We start from the raw sequence: 25,097 nt of genomic DNA, 5'->3' as shown, positions 1-25,097 counted from the left end.
TGGGGTTAATTCTTGGGTGAAAGATATGAGAAAAATCAGGTGGGGCAAACGCCCCACCCAATGTCAGCCTTTCATCGAATCCCAAAAGGATCTGACGGAGGAAAAGAAGCTGCTGGATTCCGGATTGTTGTTCTCGGATTCCTTCTCAAACTCTTGCAGCAATTCCTTTTGGCGGCTGGTCAGGTTTACCGGCGTTTCTACGGCCAGTTCGATGATCATGTCGCCGGTACCACCGCCCCGCAATGGCGGCATGCCCTTGCCACGCAAGCGCATCTGGCGGCCTGACTGGCTGCCGGACGGGATTTGCACGCGGCCGCGACCGCCGTCGATGGTGGGCACTTCGATGCTGCCCCCAAGGGCGGCGGTGCTCATCGATACGGGAACGCGGCAGAAAAGGTTGCTGCCGTCACGTTCGAACAGTTCGTGATCTTGGACTTCGATGAAGATATACAAATCACCCGACGGGCCGCCGCGCATGCCCGCTTCGCCTTCGCCGGCAAGACGGATGCGCGTGCCGGTTTCAACGCCTGCCGGGATGTTCACCGACAGCGTGCGGTCTTTTTCAACACGTCCGGCACCACGACAGGATTTGCACGGGTTCTTGACGATCTGGCCCATGCCCGAACATGTCGGACAGGTGCGTTCAACGGTAAAGAAACCTTGCTGTGCGCGGACCTTGCCCATACCCGAACAGGTGGGACAGGATGTCGGCTCCGCACCGCCTTCGGCACCGGACCCGTTGCATGAATCGCACGCAATCGAGGTTGGTACGTTGATCGACTTTTGCATTCCCTTGAACGCATCTTCGAGCGTGATGCCAAGGTTGTAGCGCAGATCGGCACCGCGGGCCGCACGACGGCCGCCGCCACCCCGCTGGTTGCCCATGAAATCACCGAAAAGGTCGTCGAATACGTCCGAGAACGCAGACGAGAAATCGCCTTGCCCGCCGCCAAAGCCGCCGCCGGGACGTTGTCCGCCGCCGCCCATGCCGCCTTCGAATGCGGCATGACCATACCGGTCATATGCTGCCTTCTTATCGGGGCTCTTCAGAACTTCGTAAGCCTCGTTGGCTTCTTTGAATTGTGCCTCGGCATTGGGATTGTCCGAATTGCGGTCGGGGTGCAATTCCTTGGCTTTGGTACGGTAGCCTTTTTTGATCTCGTCGGCGGACGCACCCTTGGCAATGCCGAGGATCTCGTAATAGTCACGTTTGGCCATGGATTAACTCCTACGCTGGAACGTGCGGGGCCGGCCCAGCAAGCGGACCGGCCCCATCAGTGGTTCCAATGGCACGCTTACGCGCGCTTGTTATCGTCCAGATCTTCGAAATCGGCATCAACAATGTCGTCATCGCCGTGCGGTGCATCTGCTGCCTCGGCCACGTCTTCATTGCTGTCCTGTGCGGCCTTGTAGATGGCTTCGCCCAGTTTCATCGCCGCTTCCGTGACGTTCTGGATGCCCGACTTGATCTTTTCGACGTTGTCGGTTTCCAGCTCGTCGTTCAGGGCCGCGATGGCCAGTTCGATCGCTTCGACGGTTGTAGGATCAACCTTGTCAGAATGCTCTTCCACGGACTTTTCGGTCGAGTGGATCAGCGATTCCGCCTGGTTCTTCGCTTCGATCAGCGCGCGACGTTCTTTGTCTGCATCGGCGTTGTCTTCGGCGTCCTTGACCATCTTTTCGATGTCGGCATCGGACAAACCGCCAGAGGCCTGGATCGTGATCTTTTGTTCCTTGCCTGTGCCTTTGTCCAGCGCGCCAACGGCGACAATGCCGTTCGCGTCGATGTCAAAGGTCACTTCGATCTGGGGCATGCCGCGCGGTGCGGGGGGAATGCTTTCCAGATTGAACGCGCCAAGGATCTTGTTGTCGGCGGCCATTTCGCGTTCGCCCTGAAACACGCGGATGGTCACAGCGTTCTGGTTGTCTTCGGCGGTCGAGAAGACCTGAGACTTTTTCGTCGGGATCGTGGTGTTGCGGTCGATCAGACGGGTAAAGACACCGCCCAATGTTTCGATACCCAGCGACAAAGGCGTCACGTCAAGCAGGACAACGTCCTTAACATCACCCTGAAGAACACCGGCCTGAATGGCGGCACCCAAGGCAACCACTTCGTCAGGGTTCACACCCTTGTGGGGTTCCTTGCCGAAGAACTTGGTTACTTCTTCGATGACGCGCGGCATGCGGGTCATACCACCGACCAGGACAACCTCGTCGATTTCGGATGCGGTGATACCGGCATCTTTCAACGCGGCGGCACATGGCTTCATCGAGGATTTGATCAGGTCACCAACAAGCTGTTCCAGCTTGGACCGCGTCAGCTTCATCACCATGTGCAACGGCGAACCGTCCTTGCCCATCGAGATGAACGGCTGGTTGATCTCTGTCTGGCTTGCGCTCGACAGTTCGATCTTGGCCTTTTCCGCCGCTTCCTTCAGACGCTGAAGCGCCATCTTGTCCTGAGTCAGGTCAACGCCGTTGGTCTTTTTGAATTCATCCGCAAGGTAGTTCACGATGCGCATGTCAAAGTCTTCACCACCCAGGAACGTATCACCGTTGGTGGATTTCACTTCGAACAGACCATCGTCAATCTCGAGGATCGTGACGTCGAATGTACCGCCACCAAGGTCATAGACCGCGATGGTTTGTGTTTCTTTCTTGTCCAGACCGTAGGCCAGCGCGGCTGCTGTCGGTTCGTTGATGATCCGCAGCACTTCCAGACCGGCAATCTTGCCCGCGTCTTTGGTGGCCTGACGCTGGGCGTCGTTGAAATAGGCAGGAACAGTGATGACCGCCTGGGTAACTTCTTCGCCCAGATACGATTCAGCTGTTTCCTTCATTTTGCCAAGGATGAACGCAGAGATTTGCGAAGGGGAGTATTTCTCACCCTTGGCTTCGACCCATGCGTCGCCATTGCCGCCGTCGATGACTTTGAACGGCAGGTTCTTTTTATCCTTGGCCAGATCCACGTCGTCATTGCGACGACCGATCAGGCGCTTAACGCCGAAAATTGTGTTTTCTGGGTTCGTAACCGCTTGCCGCTTGGCCGGTTGGCCGACCAGACGTTCGTCATCGGTGAATGCGACGATCGATGGTGTTGTGCGCGCACCTTCCGCGTTTTCAATGACGCGAGGTTGGCTGCCGTCCATGATGGCGATACAGCTGTTGGTGGTTCCCAGGTCGATACCAATTACTTTGGCCATGATTTGATCCCTCATTGAGTTAAGGCGATGACACGAAACGCAGGCCCATTCCGGCACCTTTGCCCCGATCTGTGAAGCCAAAGGCGGTGTGCCCTCAGCGGTTCGATGGGTATATAAGGAGCAGTTCTGGACCCTGCAACCGTTGCATGAGAAAGGAATTGGAGAATCTGTGTGGATTTTTCCGTAATCAGGCAAAGAAGGGCAAATAAATGACGGTTCTGCGTTTGCGCGGCTTTGAAATCCACAAAGGGTTGCTGGATCGCGCTGAACAACTGGTGCTGCTGGACGGTGTCCGGGCGGTGGTCAAGGCGGCCCCGTTTTTCCGGCCCGTCACGCCGGGCGGGCAGAAGATGTCGGTGCGCATGACGTCAGCGGGAAAATATGGCTGGTACTCCGACGCCGAGGGGTACCGCTATGCGCCGACGCACCCGAACGGCACGCCCTGGCCTGCGATACCTGACGCGGCGCTGGCGATCTGGGACAGACTGACGGGGCTGGAAAGGCATCCGGAGTGCTGTTTGATCAACTACTACGATTCAGACGCCAGGATGGGCATGCACCAGGACCGCGACGAGGCCGATTTCCGCTGGCCCGTTGTGTCCGTATCTTTGGGCGACGAAGGTCTTTTTCGCATTGGCGGTCAAAAGCGCGGCGGCAAGACCGACAGCATTTGGCTGCAATCGGGCGATGTGGTGGTCATGGGCGGCGAAGCGCGGCTGCACCATCACGGCATCGACCGGATCAGGGCAGGGTCATCCAAGCTGCTGCCCAAAGGCGGGCGGATCAATCTGACACTACGGGTTGTCGAATAACGTCAGCGGCGCGCGCTCCAGCTGGCAGAGGCGTGTTTGCGCGTGTAAAATTCACCCATCAACCCTATCACCATCAGCACGACGCCGACCCAGACCGCATATTCCCAATTGCTGTAGCGCGGGTTGTAATTGATGAAAGCATAGCCGCGCGCCTGGTCAATGATATGGAACAGCGGGTTCCAATCGAACATTGCAATCATGAAAGACGGCAGGCTGTTCGCCAGAAACATCTTGCCGGACGCGACCATGTTGGCCCGTTGGTACAGTGACGTGAAGATGGTCGTGAAAGACGGGGCCCACGGTTTGATCGCCAACAAAACCATGCCGACCGAGACGCCGGTGCCCCATGACACCATCATCATGAAAAGAACGCCGGGCGCGTCGTTTATCACGACGGGGTTCCACGCCAGATGGTAGACGGACATGATCATGACCAGCGACAGCATCTGAATATACAGCGCCCCCAATGCGGACGCCGCCAGCGCAATCATCGTGGTCATCGGGGCGTGTTGCATCATGGCACTTGCCGGCCCTTCGGACCCTGCGACCGCGGTAACCGTTTTCGTGTGCATCATGAACAAGAAGATACCGGTCATGATGTAGATGACAAAGTCGCCCCTGATCGCAGAGCCACGCATGCCAAGCATCGTGAACATCACATAGAAAACGCCAACAAATATGACGGCCTGCAATATGTTGATCCCGATCGCGGCAAAGGCGTTGTTGTGTTGCTTGCGGACCGATCTGACGACCGAATGATACACCAGCTCTGCCATGTTGATGGCCGTACCAAGCGGGCCGCGCGAACTACGACTGGGCTGAAACATCTGGCGTGGCCTCTTCGAGCTGAGTCTTTGCACGGAATTCTTGCTGTTCCGTTAAGCGGCAATCATAAGGGTATTCAGCAAAGTAATCAACAAATCTAAAGGGCTCGGTACAATATGGATTATCAAAGGCTGGTGACGGTGATGCGCCGTCTGTCGCTTGAGGCAGGTGACAAGATCATGGAAATTTACGGCTCTGACGATTTTGAAGTGAAAACCAAAACCGATGAAAGCCCCGTGACCATCGCAGACGAGGCGGCGGACAAGATTATCTCTGACGGTCTGCGCGCCGCGTTTCCCGACGTGATGCTTGTGACCGAAGAGCAGTCCGATACCCATTCCGTGACCGGCGACACGTTCCTGATCGTGGACCCGTTGGACGGGACCAAGGAATTCATCAATCGTCGTGGCGATTTCACCGTGAACATCGCCCTTGTCGAAGGGGGCGTGCCGACCCGTGGCGTCGTATATGCCCCGGCGCGCGGACGGATGTTCTATACCCTTGCAGACGGTCAAACCGTCGAGGAAGCGGGTGCTTTCCCCAAGGATGAAATGGGTCCGGTCACGTCGATTTCAGTCTCTGATCCTGACAATGCGGCGCTGATGGTCGTTGCGTCGAAATCGCACCGCGATCAGGCGACCGACGATTACATCGCCAAGTACCAAGTGCGCGACATGACCAGCGCCGGATCATCGCTAAAGTTCTGTCTGATCGCGACGGGCGAGGCCGATCTGTACCCGCGTCTGGGTCGCACGATGGAGTGGGATACCGCAGCAGGTCATGCTGTGCTGAACGGGGCAGGCGGCGCAGTGGTGCGTTACGACGATCTGACACCGCTCAAATACGGCAAGGCCGATTTCGCCAACCCGTTCTTTATCGCCTATGCGCCGGGCGTTGATTTGAAGGCGTCCTGATGTCTGTCCTCATCGTCATTCCGGCGCGCTATGCTTCGACCCGTTATCCGGCAAAACCGCTGGCACTGTTGAAAGGATCAGGCGGCACGTCGCGCAGCCTGATTGAACGCAGCTGGCTGGCGGCTTGCGAGGTGCAAGGTGTCGACCGTGTCGTTGTCGCAACCGATGATGATCGCATCAAAGATGCCGCCGAGGCGTTCGGGGCCGAGGTGGTCATGACCTCGGTCGAGTGTGCCAATGGCACCGAACGCTGCGCACAGGCGCATGAGGTGCTGGGTGGCGGATATGATATCGTCGTCAACCTGCAAGGCGATGCGCCGCTGACCCCCCACTGGTTTGTTGAAAGCCTTGTACAGGGTCTGAAAAGCGACCCTAACGCAGGGATTGCGACACCTGTACTGCGCTGTGATGGGGCGATCCTGAACAGTCTTCTGGCAGATCGCAAGGCTGGCCGTGTCGGCGGCACCACGTCGGTTTTTGCCACGGATCACAAGGCGCTGTATTTCTCAAAAGAGGTGATCCCCTTTACGTCAAAAACCTATGCCGAGGATGAAATGACCCCCGTCTTTCACCATGTCGGCGTTTATGCGTATCGGCCCGATGCCTTGGCGGCCTATCCCGCCTGGCCAGTAGGCCCGCTTGAGCAGCTCGAAGGGCTGGAACAGCTGCGCTTTATGGAAAACGGCCACACGGTGCTTTGCGTCGAAGTCGACGCGAAAGACCGCCAGTTCTGGGAGCTGAACAACCCCGAAGACGTGCTGAAGATCGAAGCGATGATGGCGCAAATGGGCTTGGAATGAATGATCTGCCCGTCAGTGTCGTGATCGTCAGTCGTGGGCGACCACAGTCCCTGACACGCACCCTGACGGGCATTTCGCAACTTCAATACTGGAACTTCGAGGTCGTCGTGGTCGCTGATCCGGATGGCATTGCGGCGGCCGAAACCCTGCCGTTTGCATCCGATCTGAAATTGGTGCCGTTCGATCAGCCCAACATCTCCGCCGCGCGCAACCTTGGCCTGACCCATGCGGCAGGTGAGGTTATTGCCTTCATCGATGATGACGCTGTTCCCGAACCGATGTGGCTGTGCCATCTGATTGCGCCTGCGACGCGGGCGGATGTTGCCGCCATGGGGGGCTATGTCCGGGGGCGCAACGGGATTTCTTTCCAATGGACGTCCGCCAGTCTGGACGAAACGGGCCGGCCGCAGGCCCTAGCTCTGGACGGACAGCAGGCGGCGGTGATGACCCCACCCAAAGGCCGCGCGATCAAGACCGAAGGCACTAATATGGCGTTTCGTCGCGATGTGCTGATTGAATTGGGCGGCTTTGACCCGGCGTTCCATTATTTTCTGGATGAAACCGATCTGAACATGCGGCTCGCACGGGTGGGTCACGCCACGGCGCTGGTGCCTTTGGCCGAAGTCCACCACGGCTATGCCGAAAACCGTATGCGCACCGCATCACGTGTGCCGACGGACCTATTCGATATCGGGGCAAGCTGGGCGGTGTTTCACCGCAAGCACGTCCCCGAGGCGGACCGTGAAAGACTGTGGCAAGGCTTGCGTCTTGAGCAGCGGCATCGGTTGCTGCGCCTGATGCAGTCCGGACATCTTGAACCGCGCGATATCCGCCGCCTGATGAAGCGCCTTGATCTTGGTCATGCTGACGGCTTGACCCGTTCCCTGGCGTCGCCCGATTTGCCTAAACACGCCTTGAAACCCTTCTTGCCGTTTCCCTCTGTGGCGCGCGAAAGCATCATGATCCTCAGCAGGCCCGCGCGCGCTCGGCAAGATCGTGCCCGTGCAGAGGCCCAGGTTGCGGCAGGGCGCATCGTAACCTTGCTTATCCTGTCACCTACGGCGATGTTTCATCAGCTTGGCTTTGACGCGCAAGGATTCTGGGTGCAAAAGGGTGGCCTATTTGGTAAAGTTAATCGAAATGAACCAACAATTAGAATACTGACGAGACGGAAAAAGCGCGAACGGGAAACCGCGCGCGTTGCATCACAAAGAGGCTTTGGCCATGAAAGAACCAAATAGCTAACTTAGTTTTCGAACAAAGCTCTTTTAAAAGAAAAGAATATAGTGCTTTGCATTTTGTGCAGGGTTAAATGAATTAGAATGACGTAGGGACGACGACTGATGGGCAAAAAAGTAACCAAAGCGATTTTTCCGGTGGCTGGCTTGGGAACGCGTTTTCTTCCGGCGACCAAATCGGTTCCAAAGGAAATTATGACATTGGTGGATCGCCCGTTGATCCAGTACGCCATTGACGAAGCCCGCGCTGCCGGCATCAAGGAATTTATCTTTGTGACCTCGCGCGGCAAAGGTGCCTTGGAAGATTACTTTGACCATTCCCCTGTGCTTGAACAGGAATTGCGCGCTAAAAAGAAGACCGAGTTACTGCAGATCCTCAAGAATACCAATATGGACAGCGGCGCAATCGCCTATATCCGCCAGCACAAGGCCTTGGGTCTGGGGCACGCCGTGTGGTGCGCGCGCCGTTTGATTGGCGACGAACCTTTCGCGGTGATCCTGCCCGATGACGTGATCGCAGCGGAAAAACCCTGCCTTCAGCAAATGGTCGAAGCCTATAATGAAACCGGCGGAAACATGGTTGCCGCGATGGAGGTTAATCCCGATCGCGCGTCTTCTTACGGGATGCTGGACGTTGACGAAGATCGCGGCGAGATGGTCAAGATCAAGGGCATGGTCGAAAAGCCCGCACCCGAAGAAGCGCCTTCGAATCTGGCTGTCATCGGTCGCTATATCCTGTCGCCGAACGTCTTGAAGAACCTCAACCAGTTGAAATCCGGTTCCGGTGGGGAAATCCAGTTGACCGACGCCATCGCGGCTGAGCTGAGCCAAGGCCACGAGGTGTTTGGCTACCGCTTCAAGGGCCAGCGCTTTGATTGCGGGTCGAAGTCCGGGTTCTTGCAGGCGACTGTGTCCTTCGGCCTTGCCCGCGAAGAGCTGCGCGATGACCTTTATGCATATTTGCAGGATGTCATGCAGATTGATAAGGCGGCCCAATAGGGTCTGGCAAAGGCATTCACATGACAAACGTATTGGTAACAGGCGGTGCGGGCTATATCGGGTCGCACGCCTGTAAGGCGCTTGCGGCAGCCGGTTTCACGCCTGTGACGTTTGACAATCTGGTGACCGGCTGGCGCGATGCGGTGAAATTCGGACCCTTTGTCGAGGGTAATCTTCTGAACCGCGATCAGATCGACGCGGCGTTTGCGCAATATCAGCCCGTTGCCGTCATGCATTTCGCAGCCCTAAGCCAGGTCGGTGACAGCATGACGCAACCGGGCCTGTATTGGCGCAATAACGTCGAAGGATCATTGAACCTGATCGAGGCGGCGGCAGAGGCAGGTTGCCTGAATTTCGTGTTCTCGTCGACCTGCGCGACCTACGGCGATCAGGACAATGTCGTTCTGGACGAAAACAGCGCGCAACACCCGATCAACGCCTACGGAGCCTCAAAGCGCGCCATCGAAGACATCCTGCGGGATTTCGACGTGGCGCATGGAATGCAGTCCGTGATTTTCCGCTATTTCAACGTGGCGGGTGCCGACCCCGAAGGCGAGGTGGGCGAATTCCACCGTCCTGAAACTCATCTGATCCCGCTGATGCTGGATGCCATCGACGGCAAACGCGATGCACTGACGGTCTTTGGCACCGATTACGACACACCTGATGGCACATGTATTCGCGACTATGTCCATGTCTGTGATCTGGTCGATGCGCATGTACTGGGGTTGCAATGGCTTCTGGACGGAAAGGGTGGCCGGGTCTTCAATCTTGGCACCGGATCGGGTTTTTCCGTGCGCGAGGTGATCACCCACAGCCGTGAGGTGACAAACCGCGCCGTCCCGATCATCGAAGGGAACAGGCGGCCGGGCGACTGCACGAAACTGGTTTCGGGATCCTCCCGCGCTGTGGCAGAATTGGGCTGGAATCCGAAACGATCGACACTGTCCGAAATGATCTCAGACGCGTGGAGATGGCATCAAACTGGCCACTACGACACATAACGCACCGCCCGCCCGGCTGCTGGATCTGACGCGGACCCTGCGGCGCGCAGGGCGTATGGCGACGGGTGTCGACCGTGTTGAACTGGCCTATCTGGCGCGGTTTCTGTCCGATGATACCCCCTGTTTTGGAATGGTCCGGACCGCGTTTGGCTATCTTTTGCTGGACCGTGCCGGCTTGCAATCTGTTCAGGACCGGACGGCGGGGCACACCCCTTGGGGAGCCCCCGATGGCCTGTCGCGGTTTTCGCGCGGGCGCAGTGCTGCGGGCAAAAGCGCCGAGGCTGATTTTCGCAAACTGGCCATCGCCCGCGCCGCGCCGTGGCGTCTGCGCGCGTTACTGCGCCGCCTTCCGGACAATTGCGCATACTTTAATGTGGGTCACAGCAACCTGACCGACAGAGTGTTATCTGCAGTCAAGGCCGCTGGCATCCACGCCAACGTACTGGTGCATGACGTCATCCCGTTGGAGTATCCGCAATTTCAACGTCCCGGAACGGTCAAACCTTTTCGCGAAAAGCTGATGCGGGTGCGGCAATATGCGAATCTGGTGATTTACAACTCTGCTGATACGCAGCGTCGGGCGCAGGCGCACATGGCGGGTTGGGGTGCTGTTCCGGAAGGGATTGTTGCCCATCTGGGGACAGTCGCGCCTCTACCCGATGCTGCCGATCTCCCCGTTGGGCTGCCGCCGGACCGGCCTTATTTTGTTACCGTCGGCACCATCGAGCCGCGAAAGAACCATGGTTTCCTTCTTGATATTTGGGAAAACCTTGGCCCCGATGCGCCGCCGCTGCTGATATGTGGCAGTCGCGGCTGGAACAACGATGCGGTTTTTGACCGGCTTGATGCGCTTGACCCTGCGGGGCCGGTGCGTGAAATCCCTGCCTTGTCGGATGCCGCCCTGGCGGCGCTGGTACGGGACGCCGCAGGTTCCCTTTTTCCGTCCGTGGCCGAGGGCTTTGGCCTGCCGCCTGTTGAATCTTTGGTTCTCGGTACGCGTGTATTGTGCAACGATTTGGAAGTGCTGCGTGAATTTTTGGGCCAAATGCCTGTTTACGCAAGGGTTTCTGACCAGTATCACTGGGAAACAACAATACGATCTTGGGCAAAGGGTGACGATCAGGCAAACATTCCAACGGGCTTCAAGGCCCCGACATGGGATGAGCATTTCAACACGGTGTTAAGCATGCGTGGATAATGTCTCGCGTTACGGGACGATCGTGGTAAAAAGTTAGACATACCCCGAGAATGAAGGGCAGTTTTTGGGTCTAATAAATTCATATCGGCTTCGGCTGCAGCGCAAAAGATGGCGCATTCGCGCGTATCGCAAACGCCGCGAACTGAAAGAGATTGTCAATCGTACGGCCCAGATCAAGAGCGATGACATCCTACTGTACTGCACGCAGCGGAACGAGAAAATTCGCCTCCCCTATTTTCTGGACTACTACCGCAAGATGGGTGTGGGTCATTTCTTTTTCGTAGACAATGACAGTGACGATGGGTCGCTGGATTATCTGCGCGACCAGCCGGATGTATCTGTCTGGCGCACCCGCGCCAGCTACAAGCGGGCCCGCTTTGGTGTCGACTGGCTGAATTACCTGCAAATCAAACATGCCCACGGACACTGGACACTGACCGTCGATCCTGACGAATTTCTGGTCTATCCGTTTTGCGATACGCGGCCCTTGCGCGCGCTGACAGATTGGCTTGATGCGTCGTCGATCAAATCATTCTCGGCCATGTTGCTGGATATGTATCCCAAGGGGCGGCTGGACGAACAGCCCTACCAATCCGGTCAGGACCCGATCGAGATTGCTTCGTGGTTCGACAGTGGCAACTATTCCCTGTCGCGAAATTACAAATTTGCCAACCTGTGGATTCAGGGTGGCCCCCGCGCGCGCGTCTTTTTCAAGGACGCTCCGGCCCAGGCACCTGCGTTGAACAAGGTGCCGCTGGTAAAATGGGATCGCCGGTATTGCTATGTCAGTTCGACCCATATGCTGCTGCCGCGCGGCCTGAACCAGGTCTATGACGAATGGGGTGGGGAAAAGGCGTCCGGCGTGTTACTGCATGCCAAATTCATCGACACCTTCAGCGCCAAAGCCGCAGAAGAGCTTGAGCGCGGTCAACATTATGCCGCGTCGGTCGAATACAAGGCCTATGCGGCCAGCCTGCAGACCGATCCGCAGCTGTGGTGCAAATGGTCCGAGAAATACATCAACTGGCGCCAGTTGGAAATTCTGGGGCTGATGTCCAAAGGAAACTGGGCATGACGGTCGGCGTCGTGATGCTGGTTCATACGGCTTTGGGTCGGGCCGAACAGGTGGCACGTCACTGGGCGGCTGCGGGCTGCCCCATCGTGATTCACGTAGACAAGGCCGTGCCGCGCAAGACCTATGATGTTTTCGTTCAAAGCCTGTCCGACGTGCCCGATCTGAAGTTCTGCAAACGGTTTCGTTGTGAATGGGGCACGTGGGGCATCGTCGCCGGGTCGCAATCCGGATCAGAGCTGATGTTGGCCAGCTTTCCGCAAGTGCGCCACGTTTATCTTGCGTCAGGGTCCTGCCTGCCGCTGCGCCCGGTGAAAGAGCTGTTGAACTATCTTGCCGCGCGCCCGCGCACCGATTTCATCGAAAGTGCGACAACGGCCGACGTGCCCTGGACGGTGGGCGGTCTGGATGAAGAACGTTTTACCATGCGTTTTCCGTTTTCCTGGAAGCGGCACCGCTATCTTTTTGACAAGGCGGTTGCCGTGCAGCGTGCTCTTGGGCTGAAACGCCGGATGCCCAATGGCATCGTGCCACACATGGGGTCGCAATGGTGGTGTTTGACGCGCCAGACCTTGTCAGCGATCCTTCAGGACCCGGAACGCCCCGAATACGACCGATATTTCCGAAATGTCTGGATTCCCGATGAAAGCTATTTCCAGACGCTTGCGCGCCAATATGCGTTGAAGATCGAAAGCCGTTCCCTGACCCTGTCAAAGTTCGACTTTCAGGGCAAGCCGCATATTTTCTATGACGATCACCTGCAACTTTTGCGGCGCTCGGACTGTTTCGTGGCGCGCAAGATCTGGCCCTATGCTGACCGCCTTTACGAGGCGTTTCTGACCGACGAAGCCGCGGCCATGAAGAAAACCGAACCCAACCCCGGCAAGATTGACCGCATTTTTGCCAAAGCGGTTGAGCGGCGGACGCGGGGCCGGTCGGGTCTGTACATGCAAAGCCGTTTCCCGAATGAAGACTGGGAAAACGGTGTGACAGCGGCCCCTTATTCCATGTTCCAGGGCTTTGCCGAGCTGTTCGAGAATTTTGAACCGTGGTTGGCCAAAGCAACGGGCGCGCGGGTACACGGCCATCTGTTTGCCCCCGATCGCGCGCATTACGCGGATAATCAGACGGCGATCAATGGGGCGCTGAGCGACAGTGCCATCATCCGCGACTATAACGGCAAGGCCTTCCTGACCAATCTGATCTGGAACACGCGCGGCGAACGGCAATGTTTCCAGTTTGGTCCGGCCGACAATCAGGATGTCTGCTGGCGGATCGCCAAAGACCCAAACGCTCAGGTCTCTGTCATCACGGGGGCGTGGTCGGTGCCGCTGTTCCGGTCGAACAAGGATTTCGCGGATATCCGTCGCGAGGCCGCATTGCTGCAAAAGATCGAAAGCGAACATATGAACATCCTGCGGTCGCCCTACACAAAGGCGCGGGTGCGGATTTGGACGATGGCGGAATTCATCGAAGCCCCGATGGAACCGTTGCAAGGCATCCTGGACGAGATCGGCCAGACCAAGCTGCGCCGCATTGCCGAAGTGCCAAAGATGGTCGACCTGTCAGGCTTTGGGCAATTCCTGCAAAATCTCAAGAATCAGGGGATGCATCCCTATATGATGGGTGATTTCCCCGTTGAACGCGGCGTTGCAGCCACGCAGCAACGACCGCGCAAACCCTATTTGGTGCAATAACCTATGTCTTCGAAATTCAACAGTTTCGTCGTTTTTGCTGAAATGCGCACCGGGTCGAACTTTCTTGAAACCAATCTGAACGCTTTCCAAGGCATCACCTGCCACGGAGAGGCATTTAACCCGCATTTTATCGGCTTCCCCAAGTCCACTGACATCTTGGGGGTGGATCAGGAAACCCGCGACACCAACCCTGATGTTCTTTTGGCCGCGATCCGCACCAAATCCACCGGACTTGGCGGGTTTCGCTATTTCCATGATCACGATCCCCGTGTGCTCGATCCCATTCTCAAGGATGATCGCTGTGCCAAGATCGTGCTGACCCGCAATCCGGTCGAAAGCTATGTCAGCTGGAAGATCGCCCAAGCCACCGGCCAGTGGAAACTGACCGATATGAAAGCGCATAAGGCGGGGCAGGCGGTATTTGACGAAGGTGAATTTGCGGCCCATCTTGAGGCGTTGCAGGAGTTCCAGTTGATGCTGTTGAACAGGCTGCAAACCTCGGGGCAGACGGCGTTCTATGTCGCCTATGAAGACCTGCAAAGCGTCGACGTGATGAACGGTCTCGCGCGCTACCTTGGGGTGGATGAGGCGCTTGAGGCATTGGACAAAAGCCTGAAAAAGCAGAATCCCGATCATATTTCGACCAAGGTCAGCAATTACGATGACATGCTGAAGGCCCTTGGTCGCCTTGACCGCTTTGATCTGACGCGCACGCCCAATTTTGAACCGCGCCGCGGGCCGGTCGTGCCATCCTATGTTGCGGCAGCGGAAACACCGCTTTTGTATCTGCCACTGCGCAGCGGGCCGGAACCGCAGGTGCTGGACTGGATGGCGGCCCTGGATGGGGTCAAGCGTAACCAGTTGCACAGCAAGATGACGCAAAAGAACCTGCGCCAATGGAAACGCCGCAATACCGGCCACCGCAGCTTTACCGTGCTGCGCCATCCGGTGGATCGTGCCCATGATGCGTTTTGCCGGCATATCGTGACGACCGGCAAAGGCAGCTATAGCCAGTTGCGCGCCAATCTGATCCGCCGGTACAAACTGCCCTTGCCCGAGGGTGAGCCCGATGCAAGCTATGACGCCGATGCCCATCGTGCCGCTTTCAAGGCGTTTCTGGTTTTCCTCAAGGGGAACCTGAACGGGCAGACGTCGATTCGCGTGGATCAGGCGTGGTGTACGCAGGCGCAGGCCTTGCAGGGGTTCGGCGAATTTGCCCTGCCAGACCGTGTCATCCGCGAGGCGGATCTTGCAATGGATCTTTTGGCTCTTGCAGCATCCGTAGGCCAGCCCGAAGCACCTGCGGTTGGGTCACGGCCACAGACATCGCCGTTTGAGCTGGCTGATATCTACGATGATGAAATCGAAGCGCTGACGTCAGATGCCTATCAGCGCGACTATATGATTTTCGGATTTGACAGCTGGGTCTAGCACTTAGGCTGCTTGCGACGCCTGCGCTTCGGTCAGGATCGTATAAAGCGTTGCGGGATCATGGTTTGATCGCAGCTTGGAACACACGGATGCATCGCGCAGGGTGCGCGACACCAACGCCAAAGCCTTCAAGTGTTCAACTCCGGCGCTTTCAGGTGCGAACAACGCAAAGGCTATGTCGACGGGCTGGCGATCTACCGCATTGAAATCAATCGGTTTATCAAGCAGCACAAAGGCACCAAGCACTTCGTCCAGCCCTTCAAGGCGGGCATGGGGCAATGCGACCCCATGGCCCACACCTGTCGGGCCAAGGGATTCGCGTGTCAGCAATGCTTCAACGACAGCGCCAGCGTCCAGTCCGTAAGCATTATGCGCCAGCTCACCAATATCATGGAGCAGGCGCTTCTTGCTGGAAGCCGACGTGAGCACCTTGACGGCTTCCGGCTTGATGAGTTTCGCAAAATTCATTCTGCTCGCTCTATTCTGGGCCGCTCGTGCGATCCGTTGGATTTATGACGGGTCGATCCAGCCAATGTTCCCGTCATCACGACGGTACACAACGTTCACGCCTTCTTTACCGTCTTTCCGAAAGACCACGACAGGGGACCCTGAAATTTCCATCTGCATCACTGCTTCGCCGACAGACAAGGTTGCGATCTTGGTCTGCATTTCCGCGATGATCATGGGTTGGAGGGTTTCAGGTTCCTGCGCGTCAGTATCCGGTTCTGAAGCGAGGATATACGAGGAAGCGCCGAATAGTTCAACCGGTTCCGAACGGTCACGGTGATGATCTTTCAACCGACGCTTGTACCGGCGCAGCTGTTTCTCCATCTTGGCGCAGCATGAATCGAAAGACCCATAAATATCAGTAGCATGGGCTTTTGCCGAAGCCGTCAAACCTGTCGACAGGTGAACGGTTGCTTCGCAGACAAATTCATAGCTTGATTTGGAAAACACTACATTGGCGTCCGTCGGGCGTTCGGCGTATTTCTTGACCGCTTCACCGAGCTCCGTCTTCACGTGAACCTGTAGCGCGTCACCGATGTCGATTTGCTTGCCACTGATTTGGTACCGCATAAAGTCTCCTTGTTATTATCGTTCCGACCGACGCCAAGACACCGCAATCAAGCGGCAAAAAACGGGGGTCAGATGCGGGTGAATGGCGCTGGTTTCAGATTGAATCGCATCGGCCCTTTGATGAAAGGGAAATGCACAACAACCATGGAACGTTCAGTCACCATAGTTGTATTGAGCGCCCGAATGCCCTGCGATGTCAAATAAAACCGCAGATAATATCTGCAGAAAATTGCCTGTCTTGTTAGGGTTTTCTTAAGAAATACGGAAGTTGTCGCCCAGATATACGCGGCGCACGTTCTCGTTTGCCACGACTTCGGACGGCGTGCCGGACATCAGCACCTTGCCTTCGTGCAGGATATACGCGCGATCAACAATCTCGAGGGTTTCACGCACGTTGTGGTCGGTGATCAGCACACCGATCCCGCGTTTTTTCAGGTCCGCGACAAGATGGCGAATGTCATCAACGGAAATCGGATCCACCCCGGCAAAGGGTTCATCCAGCAATAGGTATTTCGGGTCCGCGGCCAGACAGCGAGCGATTTCGACCCGCCGCCGTTCCCCGCCGGACAGCGCCAAAGCGGGCGCGCGGCGCAGGTGTTCGATGGAAAACTCCGATAACAACGCCTCGAGCCGCTCGCGCCGTTTGCGCACATCAGGGACAGAGATGTCCAGAATGGCCATGATATTGTCTTGCACGTTCAACCCGCGAAAGATGCTCATCTCTTGCGGCAGGTATCCGATGCCAAGCTGCGCACGACGATACATCGGCAGCGACGTGACATCCTTGCCATCTATCGTAACGGTGCCGCCTTCGGGCATCACAAGGCCGGCGATTGCGTAAAATGTGGTTGTTTTGCCGGACCCGTTCGGCCCCAGCAGGGCCACGACCTCGCCCCGGTCAAGATGCATGGAAAAGTCGCGGATGACGGTTTTCTTGCGGTAGGATTTGCGCAGATGCTCGATGCGCAGCCCGCCGCTTCCCTCTTCTACCGTCAAAGAAGGCGTCGTCATCAGTTGCTTCCACCCGGTTGCAGGGTGGTCTTGACGCGGCCGGACATCTGCGCTGTGCCATCCGACAGGTTCACGCTCATCTTGTCGGAACTCAGTGCATTGCGCCCTTGGGCCAGCAAAACGTTGCCTGTCATCACGATTGTACCGCTGTCGATGTCGTAGTCCGCACGCTGTGATTCGGCAGCGTCCGCGCCGGACACCAAGGTAACCCCGCCAGTTGCCTCAAGACGGGCGATACCTTCGGCATCCGCGCGATAGACCACCAGAACACGCGCTGCCGACAGTCGCATTTCACCCTGACCAATCACCACGTTTCCAGTGAAAATCGCCGTTCCCGTCGCCTGATCGACCGAAAGGTTATCGGCAGTCACCTCGACCGGCAGGCTGGTATCCTGACGGATGGTGCCAAAGGCTACATTGGTACCCTGCGCCGCAACGGACATGGCTGAAAGAATTAGAAAGATGGGCAAAAGAATGTATTTCACGCGGGTCACTCTGGCAAAGGTTTCGGTTTATATATCAGCTTCACGCGATTTGTGAAAAGCAATTGGGGTGAGGTATCTGTTTCGGACTGCTGCACCGTCATGGCACCTGCCTCGAGCGTGCCTCCGGGGGCCGTGCCATAGACGGCTCCGGGCGATTGCAAGTTCACCGACGACAGTTCCGAAGTAAGGCGTTCGCTGGTCACCCGATACCCCGTCGAGGTCATAAGTATGACGTTGCCCGTCAGTTCCGCGTGATCCTGCGCCAGATCGATGTCGGCCATGCCCGATTGCAGCCGGAAGGTGACGCCCTCTGCCGTCTTGATCGTGGCGCGGATGTTTTCGGCCCTGTTCGACCCGACCTGCCCGCCGGGTGTGGTCAGGACGTCGGCATAAAACGAAATCATGTCGCCCTTGGCTGTGGCTCCGGTAAAGAACGGCGCAGTGATCTGTTGATCGCGCAGACGGTCCTGAATTTCCTTTTCCGCAAACGGGATCACCTGTCCGGGATCAATCGCCCGTGACAGCAGGAAAAGCGTCGACAGCAGGCCCAGTGCCGCAAGCGGAAACAGGACCTTCAGCCAGGACACGATCCTTGTGTAGCGGTCCCGTTGCATGACCTGTCACCCCAGCCCGACGCGCAGGCAATCGTGGATGTGAAGCAAGCCCTCAGGGATGTTCGCCCCATCCGGTTCAACGACCAGCAGGCAGGTGATCTTGCGGGCGTTCATGATACCCACGGCCTTTTCGGCCAGCGCATCGGGGGCGATGCTGACGGGGGTTGCCGTCATCACATCGCGGGCAGTCTTGGACAGCAGCCCGTCCAGATGACGCCCCAAGTCCCCGCTGGTGATGATCCCCTGCAGCGTGCCGGCTGCATCGGTCACGATAACCACACCAAAGGACTTGCTGCTCATCGCCATCAACGCTTCGGACATGGGGGCATCGACCTGCACCAGCGGCAACGCATCGCCAGTGTGCATCAGATCGGCCACACGGCTTAGCCGCGCGCCCAATTTGCCACCGGGATGGAATTCGCGGAAATGTTCGGCGGTGAAGGACCGGTTTTCCATCAGGGCAATAGCGACGGCATCGCCCATCGCCAGTGTCATGGTGGTTGACGTGGACGGAACGACGCCCGTGCCACAGGCTTCGGGCAGTTGCGGCAACAGCAAAACGACATCGCATTGCGCGCCAAGGCTGCTGGCCTCGCGGCTCGTGATCCCGATCAGCGGAATCGAAAAGCGTCGCGAATAGGCAATCAGGTTCGCCAGTTCAGGGGCCTCGCCGGAATTCGAGATCGCAAGCACCACATCATCGCCGGTGATCATCCCCAGATCGCCATGACTGGCTTCAGCGGGGTGGACGAACTGCGCAGGCGTGCCCGTGCTGGCCAGCGTCGCCGCGATTTTCTTGGCGATGTGGCCGGATTTTCCGATCCCGGTAACAATCACGCGGCCACGGGTGGCGATCAGCAGGTCAATCGCCTGCCGAAAGCGATCATCCAGACTGTCAGCCAAAGCCACCAGTGCGTCAGCCTCGGTACGGATCACCCGCCGGGCAGTATCTAAGAATGGGGTGCTCATACGTGTGCGAAAATATCCGTGTCGGGCCAGCCTGCCAGATCAAGCTGGGCACGCATGGGAAGAAAATCAAAACACGCCTGCGCGATGTCCATGCGATCTTCGCGGATCAGCATGGCGTTCAGTTTGTCGCGCAGTTGGTGCAGGTACAAGACATCAGAGGCGGCATAGTCGATCTGTGCTTGCGTCAGTTGTGCAGCACCCCAATCGCTTGATTGCTGCTGCTTGGAGATGTCGGTGCCCAGTAATTCCTGACACAGCTTTGCCAGCCCGTGACGGTCGGTAAACGTGCGCACCAGACGGCTGGCGATCTTTGTGCAATAGACCGGCGCGGTTTTCGCGCCAAAGGCATTTTGCATGGCAGCGATGTCGAAACGGCCAAAGTGAAACAGCTTGAGGACCTCGGGGTCTTCTAGCAGGGCGCACAGGTTTGGGGCTTCGGTCTGGCCCTTGCCAATTTGCACCAGATGCGCATGTCCGTCGCCGCCCGACAGTTGAACGACACACAGGCGGTCCCGATGCGGATGCAGTCCCATTGTTTCGCAATCGATCGCGACGATCGGGCCCAGATCAAGGCCGTCCGGCAGGTCATTTTGATAAACTGTATTTGTCATGCCCCTCCTATAACGCTGTGGTGCGCTTTGGGAAAGTATCGCTTTTGCAGGGCGGTTAAGGCGCTGCAATCTGCACAGTTGCAGGGCGTGGGTAGCGGGCCAGCAGGTCAGCCACCAGGATATGACAGATCAGCCCCGCCCAATCGTCCCGCATCAAGGGACGCGGCAGGGCAGGATGCTTGAGCGCCAAGCGCCGCCAGTTGTGCACGATCAGGCAGCGTAACGTGGCGATTTCCAGCGGTGTCAGGTCGCGCGCCTTGGGCAAAGAGCGGACGGCGTTTTCCAGGGCGTGACGCAGTTGCACATAGCTTTCTTCCAGTGAAACAGGCTCTAACTGGCGCATTAGCCACTCAGGCGCATCTTTGCTTTCCAACACAAGCCCGTCCTTGGGGGCGGCCAGATGAGCAGGGCCAACATACAGACGCGGCTGAACCATCGTGAAACCCGCGCTGTCGAATTCCTGAGGTATGTCCTTTTCCAGCAAGACCATTTGCCAGCCCCGGTCCAGTTCATCTGGGGTGGCATAAATCCGCGTACTTGCCGCCTGACTTTGCGCGCGGCCCTCTGGCGTCAGGCTGTGGCGGGCGGTCCGCCCCCGTTTCAGCGAGGTGATCCATTGATCCTTGCGCAAACGGTGCAGCGCAACGCGCGCTGCTTCGGGGCGGACATCCATCGCGGCCATGATCGCGGACAGGATCGGCCCGTCGATCACATCGCCCTCGTTGCGGGCAAGATCACCGAACAGGCTGATCATCAGCGACCAGACGCGCTGACCGCCAAGGTTTTTCAGGTCTGCAACAGCAGTCGCAAAATCGTCAGTAGGCATTCATCGTCAGCAGTTCATATTCGGCCACGGCGGCATCATCCTGATTGGTCAGGGTCACGTGCCAGCGTACCTCACCATATTCGTCATTGCGAGGCGTCTTTGCCTTGACGCTAAGCCGGACCTTGATGCTGTCGCCCGCTTGTACCGGTGCCATAAAGCGCAGGTTGTCCAAACCGGTGTTGGCCAGCACGGGGCCGGGGTCGGGCTGCACAAACAGACCCGCAGCAAACGACAGCAGCAGATAGCCGTGGGCGACGCGACCGGGGAAGAACGGGTTCGCCTTTGCGGCGTCCTCGTCCATGTGGGCGTAAAACGTATCCCCGGTGAAATGCGCAAAGGTTTCGATATCGTCGAGCGTGATGGTGCGGCTGGCCGAATTGAACGTCTCGCCCAAATCAAGGTCGCCAAAGACACGCGTGAACGGGTGGTCGCGGTCCGATATCTCGGTCGCACCGGGCACCCATTGCTTGCCGATGGCGGTCAGGATGTCGGGGCTTCCCTGAATGGCGGTGCGCTGCATGTAATGCATGACCCCTCGAATGCCGCCCAGTTCTTCGCCACCGCCCGCGCGCCCCGGTCCGCCGTGTACCATGTGGGGCAGGGGGGCACCGTGGCCTGTCGCCTCGGCCATGGACTCGCGGTTGTTGAAATATAGCCGCCCGTGAAAGGCACCGGCCCCCATTGCCATTTGCCGAGCGATGTCTCCGTCGCGCGTAATAACAGAGGCGACCAACGACCCTTTGCCCTTGTTCAGCAGCGCGATGGCATGATCGGTGTCACGGTAGGGCATGACTGTCGAAACAGGTCCGAACGCTTCGGTATCGTGGATGCGGATCGCATTGTCAGGATCGGCGCAATGGAACAACATCGGCGGGACAAACGCCCCCTTTTCGCGGTCGGCCCCATCGACCGCAAAGCTGTCGGGGTCACCAAAGACCCGTTCGGCTTCGGCCCCGATCAGCGCGGCCTTTTCCAACACGTCGCGGCGTTGCGATTCTGAGACTAACGCGCCCATTTTCGTTGTTTCCAGCCGTGGATCACCGATGGTCACTTTGGCCAGTCGTGCAGAGATCGCGTCTATCATCGCGTCGATATGCGCTTCCGGCACCATGATCCGGCGAATGGCCGTACATTTCTGCCCCGCTTTCGCAGTCATCTCACGCTGGACCTCTTTGACAAACAGATCAAATTCAGGCGTACCCGGCGCTGCATCAGACCCTAACACGGACGCATTCAGGCTGTCTTGCTCGGATGCGAACCTGACCGACCGCTCCAAAAGCGCGGGATTGCTGCGCAGTTTGTTTGCCGTTTCCGCTGATCCGGTAAAGCTGACCACGTCCTGACAATCAAGGTGATCCAGCATATCGCCCAAGCCGCCCGTCACCATTTGGATTGCGCCATCGGGCAAGATACCGGACTGGATCATCAGGCGAAAACACGCCTCGGTTACCTGGCACGTCGCGGTGGCCGGTTTGACTATCGCAGGGACGCCCGCCAACAGTGTCGGGGCCAGCTTTTCCAGCATGCCCCAGACGGGGAAGTTGAACGCGTTGATATGAACCGCGACGCCTTGCAGCGGTGTGCAAATATGGCGACCCATAAACTGACCAGCGCGGCCCAATTGTTCGGGTGGACCATCCAGAAAAATCTGGTCATCCGGCATCTCGCGACGCCCTTTGGCGGCGTACACCTGCATCGTGCCGATCCCGCCATCTACGTCGATCATGTGGTCAGATTTGGTGCCGCCGGTGTCGAAAGACAGGTCATATAGGCTCTGTTTATGGTCTTTTAGATAGGTCGCCAGCGCCTTGAGCATCTTGGCGCGGTCATGAAAGGTCAGCTTGCGCAGGGCCGGGCCGCCAACGCCATGAGCGTAGGCCAGCATGGATTGAATATCCAAAGCGTCGTTGCCGGCACGCGCGATCACATCGCCTGTTATGGCGCTCGCGATATTGCGCGAACCGGCCCCCGGATTGATCCACTGACCGGCTGCAAAGCTTTGAATATCGCGCATAATGGTGTCCTTAATGGTGGTCGTAGTCGATGACGAGTTTGTCACTGATCGGATAACTTTGGCAGCTCAAACGATAGCCGCGTTCGACCTCGTAATCCTCAAGCGCATGGTTCGACAGCATTTCGACCTCGCCCTCGGTCACCTTGCACATGCAGGTCGAACAGACGCCGGCCTTGCACGCAAAGGGCGCATCAAGGTTGTTCTCCAACGCAGCCTCAAGCACGGACTGGCCTTTGGTCATGGTAAAGCTGTGCGCGGCACCATCGATGGTGACAATCACCTGGGTCAGGGCCTGGTCTTCGCTGCGCTTGGCCATTTCCTGTTTGGCCAGACGTCCTTGCTGGCTTTCGCTGAACAGCTCGAACTTGATCTGATCAGGCTCTAATCCGTGGGTTTTCAGCGATTCCGCAATGGCCAGCATCATCGGCTCCGGCCCGCAGATAAAGGCAGTGTCGATGGTCTTGATGTCGATCCATGTTTTGAACAACGCGTCACATTTGGCTTGATCGACGCGACCGGTGAACAGGTCGATGTCCTGACCGGATTCCAGCATGTGGATCACGCTTAGCCGCCCCATAAACCGGTTCTTGAGGTCCTCAAGTTCTTCGCGGAACATGATCGTGTTCACGGCGCGGTTGGCATAGACCAGCGTAAAGGTGGACTGCGGCTCGCGTTTCAGCACGGTTTTGAGGATCGACAGCACTGGCGTGATGCCTGACCCGCCCGCAAAGCCAAGGTAGTTTTTAGCTGTATCAGGCTCTAATCCAGTGAAAAACTTGCCTTGGGGTGGCATCGCGTGCAGCGTATCGCCCACCTTGAGCGTTTCATTGGCAAAGGTCGAAAACGCCCCGCCGTCGACACGTTTGATCCCGACCTGCAAAACACCATCGTCCAGTCCGGCACAGATGGAATAGTTGCGGCGCAGTTCCGTGCCATCAAAATCCTGTTTGAAGGTTAGATACTGACCTTGGGTGAATGCAAAGGCATCGGCGTCTTCAGGCTTGAGCGTCAGCACGACCGCGTCGCGGATTGTGTGGTGAATATCAGTGACTAACAAGGGAAGAAATTGGCTCATGGGTCAGATACACTTAAAATAATCGAAGGGTTCCAGACAGTCGGTACAGCGCCATTGCGCCTTGCAAGGGGTCGAACCGAACTGGCTGATCTTTTCCACATGCGTGGATTTACAACGGGGGCAGTGCTGCGGCCCGCCCGCAGGCTGGGGCGGCGCGATGCCGTATTTTTCCAACTTGGCGCGGCCTGAATCCGTCATCCAATCCGACGTCCAGGCAGGCGAAAGCTGCCGTTTCAGAGCCAGTTTTTCGATGCCGTGGCCGCGCAGGGCAGTTGCGATATCAAGATTGATAATCGTGGTCGCAGGACAGCCAGAGTAAGTGGGGGTTACAGTCACTTCAAGCGTGTCATCCTGCCACTGCACATCACGTATGATCCCCAGATCGGTGAGCGAGATCACGGGGATTTCCGGGTCTGGTACAGCGTCAAGCCAGCCCCAAACAGTCTCTAACGTGGGTTTTTCGACTACCATGTGGCATCCGGATAGGCGCGTTGCAGCCATTGCATTTGCGTCAGCATGTGACCCAGGTGTTCGGAATGCCGCTTGCCGGATTTGCCGCCCTTATGTCCGAAATCATCCTGCGGCTTGACCAGCGTGGCTGCGGTGAACACATCGTCCAGCAGCGCGTCAAATGCAGGGCGCAGAGACGTCGGATCAGGCGCGATACCTGCACTCACCATAGCAGCGTCCACATCATCGGAAGTGAACATTTCCCCGACATAGGGCCACAATTTATCCAATGCGGCCTGCATTCGGTTGTGGCTTTCCTCGGTCCCGTCGCCCAGACCAATCACCGTGTCGGTGGCGCGCTCCAGATGATAGGTCACTTCCTTGGAGGACTTTTCGGCGATCGCGGCAATCTGCGCATTGTTGCTGTTCATCAGTGCCGTGAGCTGCAACAGGTGCCACGCATCAAACAGAAACTGCCGCATCATGGTCTGGCCGAAATCCCCGTTAGGTTGTTCGACCAGCAGCAGATTGCGGAAATCCCAGACGTCGCGGTGAAACGCCAGTTTGTCGGCATCACGACCCTCGCCTTCAACCTCTCCGGCCAGACCCAGCCAAAGCGTGGTTTGCCCGATCAGATCAAGCGCGGTGTTGGCCAGCGCGATATCTTCTTCAAGTACAGGCGCGTGGCCGCACCATTCAGATACGCGGTGGCCCAGCACCAGCGTGTTGTCGCCCATCCGGCACAGATATTCAAAGAGATGGTCGCTCACAT

At 57.6% G+C, this 25,097-nt stretch carries 25 protein-coding genes; 10 read left to right on the top strand and 15 right to left on the bottom strand.

Going from position 1 to position 25,097, the window contains the following annotated elements:
* Window positions 1-63 precede the first annotated feature (63 nt).
* Window positions 64-1,218: a molecular chaperone DnaJ gene (gene dnaJ, locus RGAI101_RS11900; RefSeq protein WP_008228220.1), complete on the bottom strand. Its 1,155-nt coding sequence runs from the start codon at window positions 1,216-1,218 to the stop codon at window positions 64-66.
* Between the two features lie 77 nt (window positions 1,219-1,295).
* Window positions 1,296-3,203 carry a molecular chaperone DnaK gene (dnaK, locus tag RGAI101_RS11895; RefSeq protein ID WP_008225169.1) on the bottom strand — a complete coding sequence of 636 codons (1,908 nt, stop codon included), beginning with the start codon at window positions 3,201-3,203 and terminating at the stop codon, window positions 1,296-1,298.
* Between the two features lie 209 nt (window positions 3,204-3,412).
* On the opposite strand from dnaK, the gene RGAI101_RS11890 reads away from it, so the two are divergent.
* A complete protein-coding gene (locus tag RGAI101_RS11890; protein ID WP_008228574.1) occupies window positions 3,413-4,015 on the top strand; it encodes an alpha-ketoglutarate-dependent dioxygenase AlkB family protein in 603 nt (200 codons plus the stop codon).
* Window positions 4,016-4,017: 2 nt separating this feature from the next.
* Here the strand turns inward: RGAI101_RS11890 and RGAI101_RS11885 are convergent, their stop codons facing one another.
* On the bottom strand, window positions 4,018-4,842 hold the full coding sequence (locus RGAI101_RS11885; RefSeq protein WP_037228105.1) for an ABC transporter permease: 825 nt from the start codon (window positions 4,840-4,842) through the stop codon (window positions 4,018-4,020).
* Window positions 4,843-4,956: 114 nt separating this feature from the next.
* Between RGAI101_RS11885 and cysQ the strand changes: the two genes are divergently transcribed.
* The 9 genes from cysQ (at window position 4,957) to RGAI101_RS11840 (ending at window position 15,193) form a co-directional block, all read left to right on the top strand.
* Window positions 4,957-5,754, top strand: coding sequence for a 3'(2'),5'-bisphosphate nucleotidase CysQ (gene cysQ, locus RGAI101_RS11880; RefSeq protein WP_008225370.1), 798 nt, complete (start codon window positions 4,957-4,959; stop codon window positions 5,752-5,754).
* Window positions 5,754-6,554 (top strand): 3-deoxy-manno-octulosonate cytidylyltransferase, encoded by an 801-nt coding sequence (locus tag RGAI101_RS11875; RefSeq protein ID WP_008227910.1) that lies wholly within the window; start codon window positions 5,754-5,756, stop codon window positions 6,552-6,554. Before cysQ ends, RGAI101_RS11875 begins: the two co-directional genes overlap by 1 nt.
* Window positions 6,551-7,795 carry a glycosyltransferase family 2 protein gene (locus RGAI101_RS11870; protein WP_008228616.1) on the top strand — a complete coding sequence of 415 codons (1,245 nt, stop codon included), beginning with the start codon at window positions 6,551-6,553 and terminating at the stop codon, window positions 7,793-7,795. Before RGAI101_RS11875 ends, RGAI101_RS11870 begins: the two co-directional genes overlap by 4 nt.
* A gap of 102 nt (window positions 7,796-7,897) precedes the next feature.
* Window positions 7,898-8,791, top strand: coding sequence for a UTP--glucose-1-phosphate uridylyltransferase GalU (gene galU / locus RGAI101_RS11865; protein ID WP_008227681.1), 894 nt, complete (start codon window positions 7,898-7,900; stop codon window positions 8,789-8,791).
* 20 nt (window positions 8,792-8,811) lie between these two features.
* Complete coding sequence (gene galE, locus RGAI101_RS11860) at window positions 8,812-9,795, top strand: UDP-glucose 4-epimerase GalE (RefSeq protein WP_008226537.1); 984 nt, start codon at window positions 8,812-8,814, stop codon at window positions 9,793-9,795.
* Between the two features lie 55 nt (window positions 9,796-9,850).
* On the top strand, window positions 9,851-10,993 hold the full coding sequence (locus RGAI101_RS11855) for a glycosyltransferase (RefSeq protein WP_008227891.1): 1,143 nt from the start codon (window positions 9,851-9,853) through the stop codon (window positions 10,991-10,993).
* 64 nt (window positions 10,994-11,057) lie between these two features.
* A complete protein-coding gene (locus RGAI101_RS11850; RefSeq protein WP_037228101.1) occupies window positions 11,058-12,068 on the top strand; it encodes a glycosyltransferase family 2 protein in 1,011 nt (336 codons plus the stop codon).
* A complete protein-coding gene (locus RGAI101_RS11845) occupies window positions 12,065-13,762 on the top strand; it encodes a DUF5927 domain-containing protein (protein ID WP_008227282.1) in 1,698 nt (565 codons plus the stop codon). Before RGAI101_RS11850 ends, RGAI101_RS11845 begins: the two co-directional genes overlap by 4 nt.
* Window positions 13,763-13,765: 3 nt before the next feature.
* Window positions 13,766-15,193 carry a nodulation protein NodH gene (locus RGAI101_RS11840; RefSeq protein ID WP_008226447.1) on the top strand — a complete coding sequence of 476 codons (1,428 nt, stop codon included), beginning with the start codon at window positions 13,766-13,768 and terminating at the stop codon, window positions 15,191-15,193.
* A gap of 3 nt (window positions 15,194-15,196) precedes the next feature.
* Here the strand turns inward: RGAI101_RS11840 and RGAI101_RS11835 are convergent, their stop codons facing one another.
* The 12 genes from RGAI101_RS11835 to paaC all read right to left on the bottom strand — a co-directional run bounded on the left by RGAI101_RS11835 (window position 15,197) and on the right by paaC (window position 25,062).
* Window positions 15,197-15,661 (bottom strand): PTS sugar transporter subunit IIA, encoded by a 465-nt coding sequence (locus tag RGAI101_RS11835; RefSeq protein ID WP_008226376.1) that lies wholly within the window; start codon window positions 15,659-15,661, stop codon window positions 15,197-15,199.
* 42 nt (window positions 15,662-15,703) lie between these two features.
* Entirely contained in the window at window positions 15,704-16,270 is a 567-nt protein-coding gene (gene hpf, locus RGAI101_RS11830) for a ribosome hibernation-promoting factor, HPF/YfiA family (RefSeq protein WP_008225299.1), read from the bottom strand.
* 252 nt (window positions 16,271-16,522) lie between these two features.
* Complete coding sequence (gene lptB, locus RGAI101_RS11825; protein WP_008225555.1) at window positions 16,523-17,281, bottom strand: LPS export ABC transporter ATP-binding protein; 759 nt, start codon at window positions 17,279-17,281, stop codon at window positions 16,523-16,525.
* Window positions 17,281-17,775, bottom strand: coding sequence for a lipopolysaccharide transport periplasmic protein LptA (gene lptA / locus RGAI101_RS11820; RefSeq protein WP_008226673.1), 495 nt, complete (start codon window positions 17,773-17,775; stop codon window positions 17,281-17,283). The genes lptB and lptA overlap by 1 nt, the downstream gene beginning before the upstream one ends.
* Window positions 17,772-18,380: a hypothetical protein gene (locus tag RGAI101_RS11815; protein ID WP_008225562.1), complete on the bottom strand. Its 609-nt coding sequence runs from the start codon at window positions 18,378-18,380 to the stop codon at window positions 17,772-17,774. The genes lptA and RGAI101_RS11815 overlap by 4 nt, the downstream gene beginning before the upstream one ends.
* A 6-nt stretch (window positions 18,381-18,386) precedes the next feature.
* The gene (locus RGAI101_RS11810; RefSeq protein ID WP_037228098.1) at window positions 18,387-19,349 is read right to left on the bottom strand and encodes a KpsF/GutQ family sugar-phosphate isomerase; all 963 of its coding nucleotides are present in this window, start codon (window positions 19,347-19,349) and stop codon (window positions 18,387-18,389) included.
* A complete protein-coding gene (locus tag RGAI101_RS11805; RefSeq protein WP_008227499.1) occupies window positions 19,346-19,960 on the bottom strand; it encodes a ribonuclease D in 615 nt (204 codons plus the stop codon). Before RGAI101_RS11805 ends, RGAI101_RS11810 begins: the two co-directional genes overlap by 4 nt.
* Before the next feature lie 55 nt (window positions 19,961-20,015).
* Entirely contained in the window at window positions 20,016-20,786 is a 771-nt protein-coding gene (locus tag RGAI101_RS11800; RefSeq protein WP_008228888.1) for a PaaX family transcriptional regulator C-terminal domain-containing protein, read from the bottom strand.
* The gene (gene paaZ, locus RGAI101_RS11795; protein ID WP_008227151.1) at window positions 20,776-22,800 is read right to left on the bottom strand and encodes a phenylacetic acid degradation bifunctional protein PaaZ; all 2,025 of its coding nucleotides are present in this window, start codon (window positions 22,798-22,800) and stop codon (window positions 20,776-20,778) included. The genes RGAI101_RS11800 and paaZ overlap by 11 nt, the downstream gene beginning before the upstream one ends.
* A gap of 10 nt (window positions 22,801-22,810) precedes the next feature.
* Window positions 22,811-23,875, bottom strand: a complete 1,065-nt coding sequence (locus RGAI101_RS11790; protein ID WP_008227549.1) for a ferredoxin--NADP reductase — start codon at window positions 23,873-23,875, stop codon at window positions 22,811-22,813.
* Between the two features lie 3 nt (window positions 23,876-23,878).
* Window positions 23,879-24,346: a 1,2-phenylacetyl-CoA epoxidase subunit PaaD gene (gene paaD / locus RGAI101_RS11785; RefSeq protein WP_008229155.1), complete on the bottom strand. Its 468-nt coding sequence runs from the start codon at window positions 24,344-24,346 to the stop codon at window positions 23,879-23,881.
* Entirely contained in the window at window positions 24,340-25,062 is a 723-nt protein-coding gene (gene paaC, locus RGAI101_RS22145) for a 1,2-phenylacetyl-CoA epoxidase subunit PaaC (protein ID WP_037229482.1), read from the bottom strand. Before paaC ends, paaD begins: the two co-directional genes overlap by 7 nt.
* Window positions 25,063-25,097: the final 35 nt, after the last annotated feature.

The sequence above is a fragment of the Roseobacter sp. GAI101 genome (assembly GCF_000156335.1).
Classification (GTDB): Bacteria; Pseudomonadota; Alphaproteobacteria; order Rhodobacterales; family Rhodobacteraceae; genus Sulfitobacter.
The sequence above is the reverse complement of the archived record's forward strand: the minus strand, read 5'-3'. Positions and strand labels throughout refer to the sequence as shown.

Bases quoted from the DNA above. Each gene is read 5' to 3' on its own strand.
- RGAI101_RS11800 (WP_008228888.1), bottom strand. From the start codon at position 20,786: ATGCCTACTGACGATTTTGCGACTGCTGTTGCAGACCTGAAAAACCTT.
- dnaK (WP_008225169.1), bottom strand. From the start codon at position 3,203: ATGGCCAAAGTAATTGGTATCGACCTGGGAACCACCAACAGCTGTATC.
- RGAI101_RS11790 (WP_008227549.1), bottom strand. From the start codon at position 23,875: ATGAGCCAATTTCTTCCCTTGTTAGTCACTGATATTCACCACACAATC.
- paaD (WP_008229155.1), bottom strand. From the start codon at position 24,346: ATGGTAGTCGAAAAACCCACGTTAGAGACTGTTTGGGGCTGGCTTGAC.
- RGAI101_RS11840 (WP_008226447.1), top strand. From the start codon at position 13,766: ATGTCTTCGAAATTCAACAGTTTCGTCGTTTTTGCTGAAATGCGCACC.
- RGAI101_RS11845 (WP_008227282.1), top strand. From the start codon at position 12,065: ATGACGGTCGGCGTCGTGATGCTGGTTCATACGGCTTTGGGTCGGGCC.
- RGAI101_RS11870 (WP_008228616.1), top strand. From the start codon at position 6,551: ATGAATGATCTGCCCGTCAGTGTCGTGATCGTCAGTCGTGGGCGACCA.
- RGAI101_RS11855 (WP_008227891.1), top strand. From the start codon at position 9,851: ATGGCGACGGGTGTCGACCGTGTTGAACTGGCCTATCTGGCGCGGTTT.
- RGAI101_RS11875 (WP_008227910.1), top strand. From the start codon at position 5,754: ATGTCTGTCCTCATCGTCATTCCGGCGCGCTATGCTTCGACCCGTTAT.
- RGAI101_RS11890 (WP_008228574.1), top strand. From the start codon at position 3,413: ATGACGGTTCTGCGTTTGCGCGGCTTTGAAATCCACAAAGGGTTGCTG.
- dnaJ (WP_008228220.1), bottom strand. From the start codon at position 1,218: ATGGCCAAACGTGACTATTACGAGATCCTCGGCATTGCCAAGGGTGCG.
- RGAI101_RS11810 (WP_037228098.1), bottom strand. From the start codon at position 19,349: ATGAGCACCCCATTCTTAGATACTGCCCGGCGGGTGATCCGTACCGAG.
- RGAI101_RS11885 (WP_037228105.1), bottom strand. From the start codon at position 4,842: ATGTTTCAGCCCAGTCGTAGTTCGCGCGGCCCGCTTGGTACGGCCATC.
- RGAI101_RS11835 (WP_008226376.1), bottom strand. From the start codon at position 15,661: ATGAATTTTGCGAAACTCATCAAGCCGGAAGCCGTCAAGGTGCTCACG.
- galE (WP_008226537.1), top strand. From the start codon at position 8,812: ATGACAAACGTATTGGTAACAGGCGGTGCGGGCTATATCGGGTCGCAC.
- cysQ (WP_008225370.1), top strand. From the start codon at position 4,957: ATGGATTATCAAAGGCTGGTGACGGTGATGCGCCGTCTGTCGCTTGAG.
- RGAI101_RS11805 (WP_008227499.1), bottom strand. From the start codon at position 19,960: ATGACAAATACAGTTTATCAAAATGACCTGCCGGACGGCCTTGATCTG.
- galU (WP_008227681.1), top strand. From the start codon at position 7,898: ATGGGCAAAAAAGTAACCAAAGCGATTTTTCCGGTGGCTGGCTTGGGA.
- paaC (WP_037229482.1), bottom strand. From the start codon at position 25,062: ATGGGCGACAACACGCTGGTGCTGGGCCACCGCGTATCTGAATGGTGC.
- lptB (WP_008225555.1), bottom strand. From the start codon at position 17,281: ATGACGACGCCTTCTTTGACGGTAGAAGAGGGAAGCGGCGGGCTGCGC.
- paaZ (WP_008227151.1), bottom strand. From the start codon at position 22,800: ATGCGCGATATTCAAAGCTTTGCAGCCGGTCAGTGGATCAATCCGGGG.
- RGAI101_RS11815 (WP_008225562.1), bottom strand. From the start codon at position 18,380: ATGCAACGGGACCGCTACACAAGGATCGTGTCCTGGCTGAAGGTCCTG.
- hpf (WP_008225299.1), bottom strand. From the start codon at position 16,270: ATGCGGTACCAAATCAGTGGCAAGCAAATCGACATCGGTGACGCGCTA.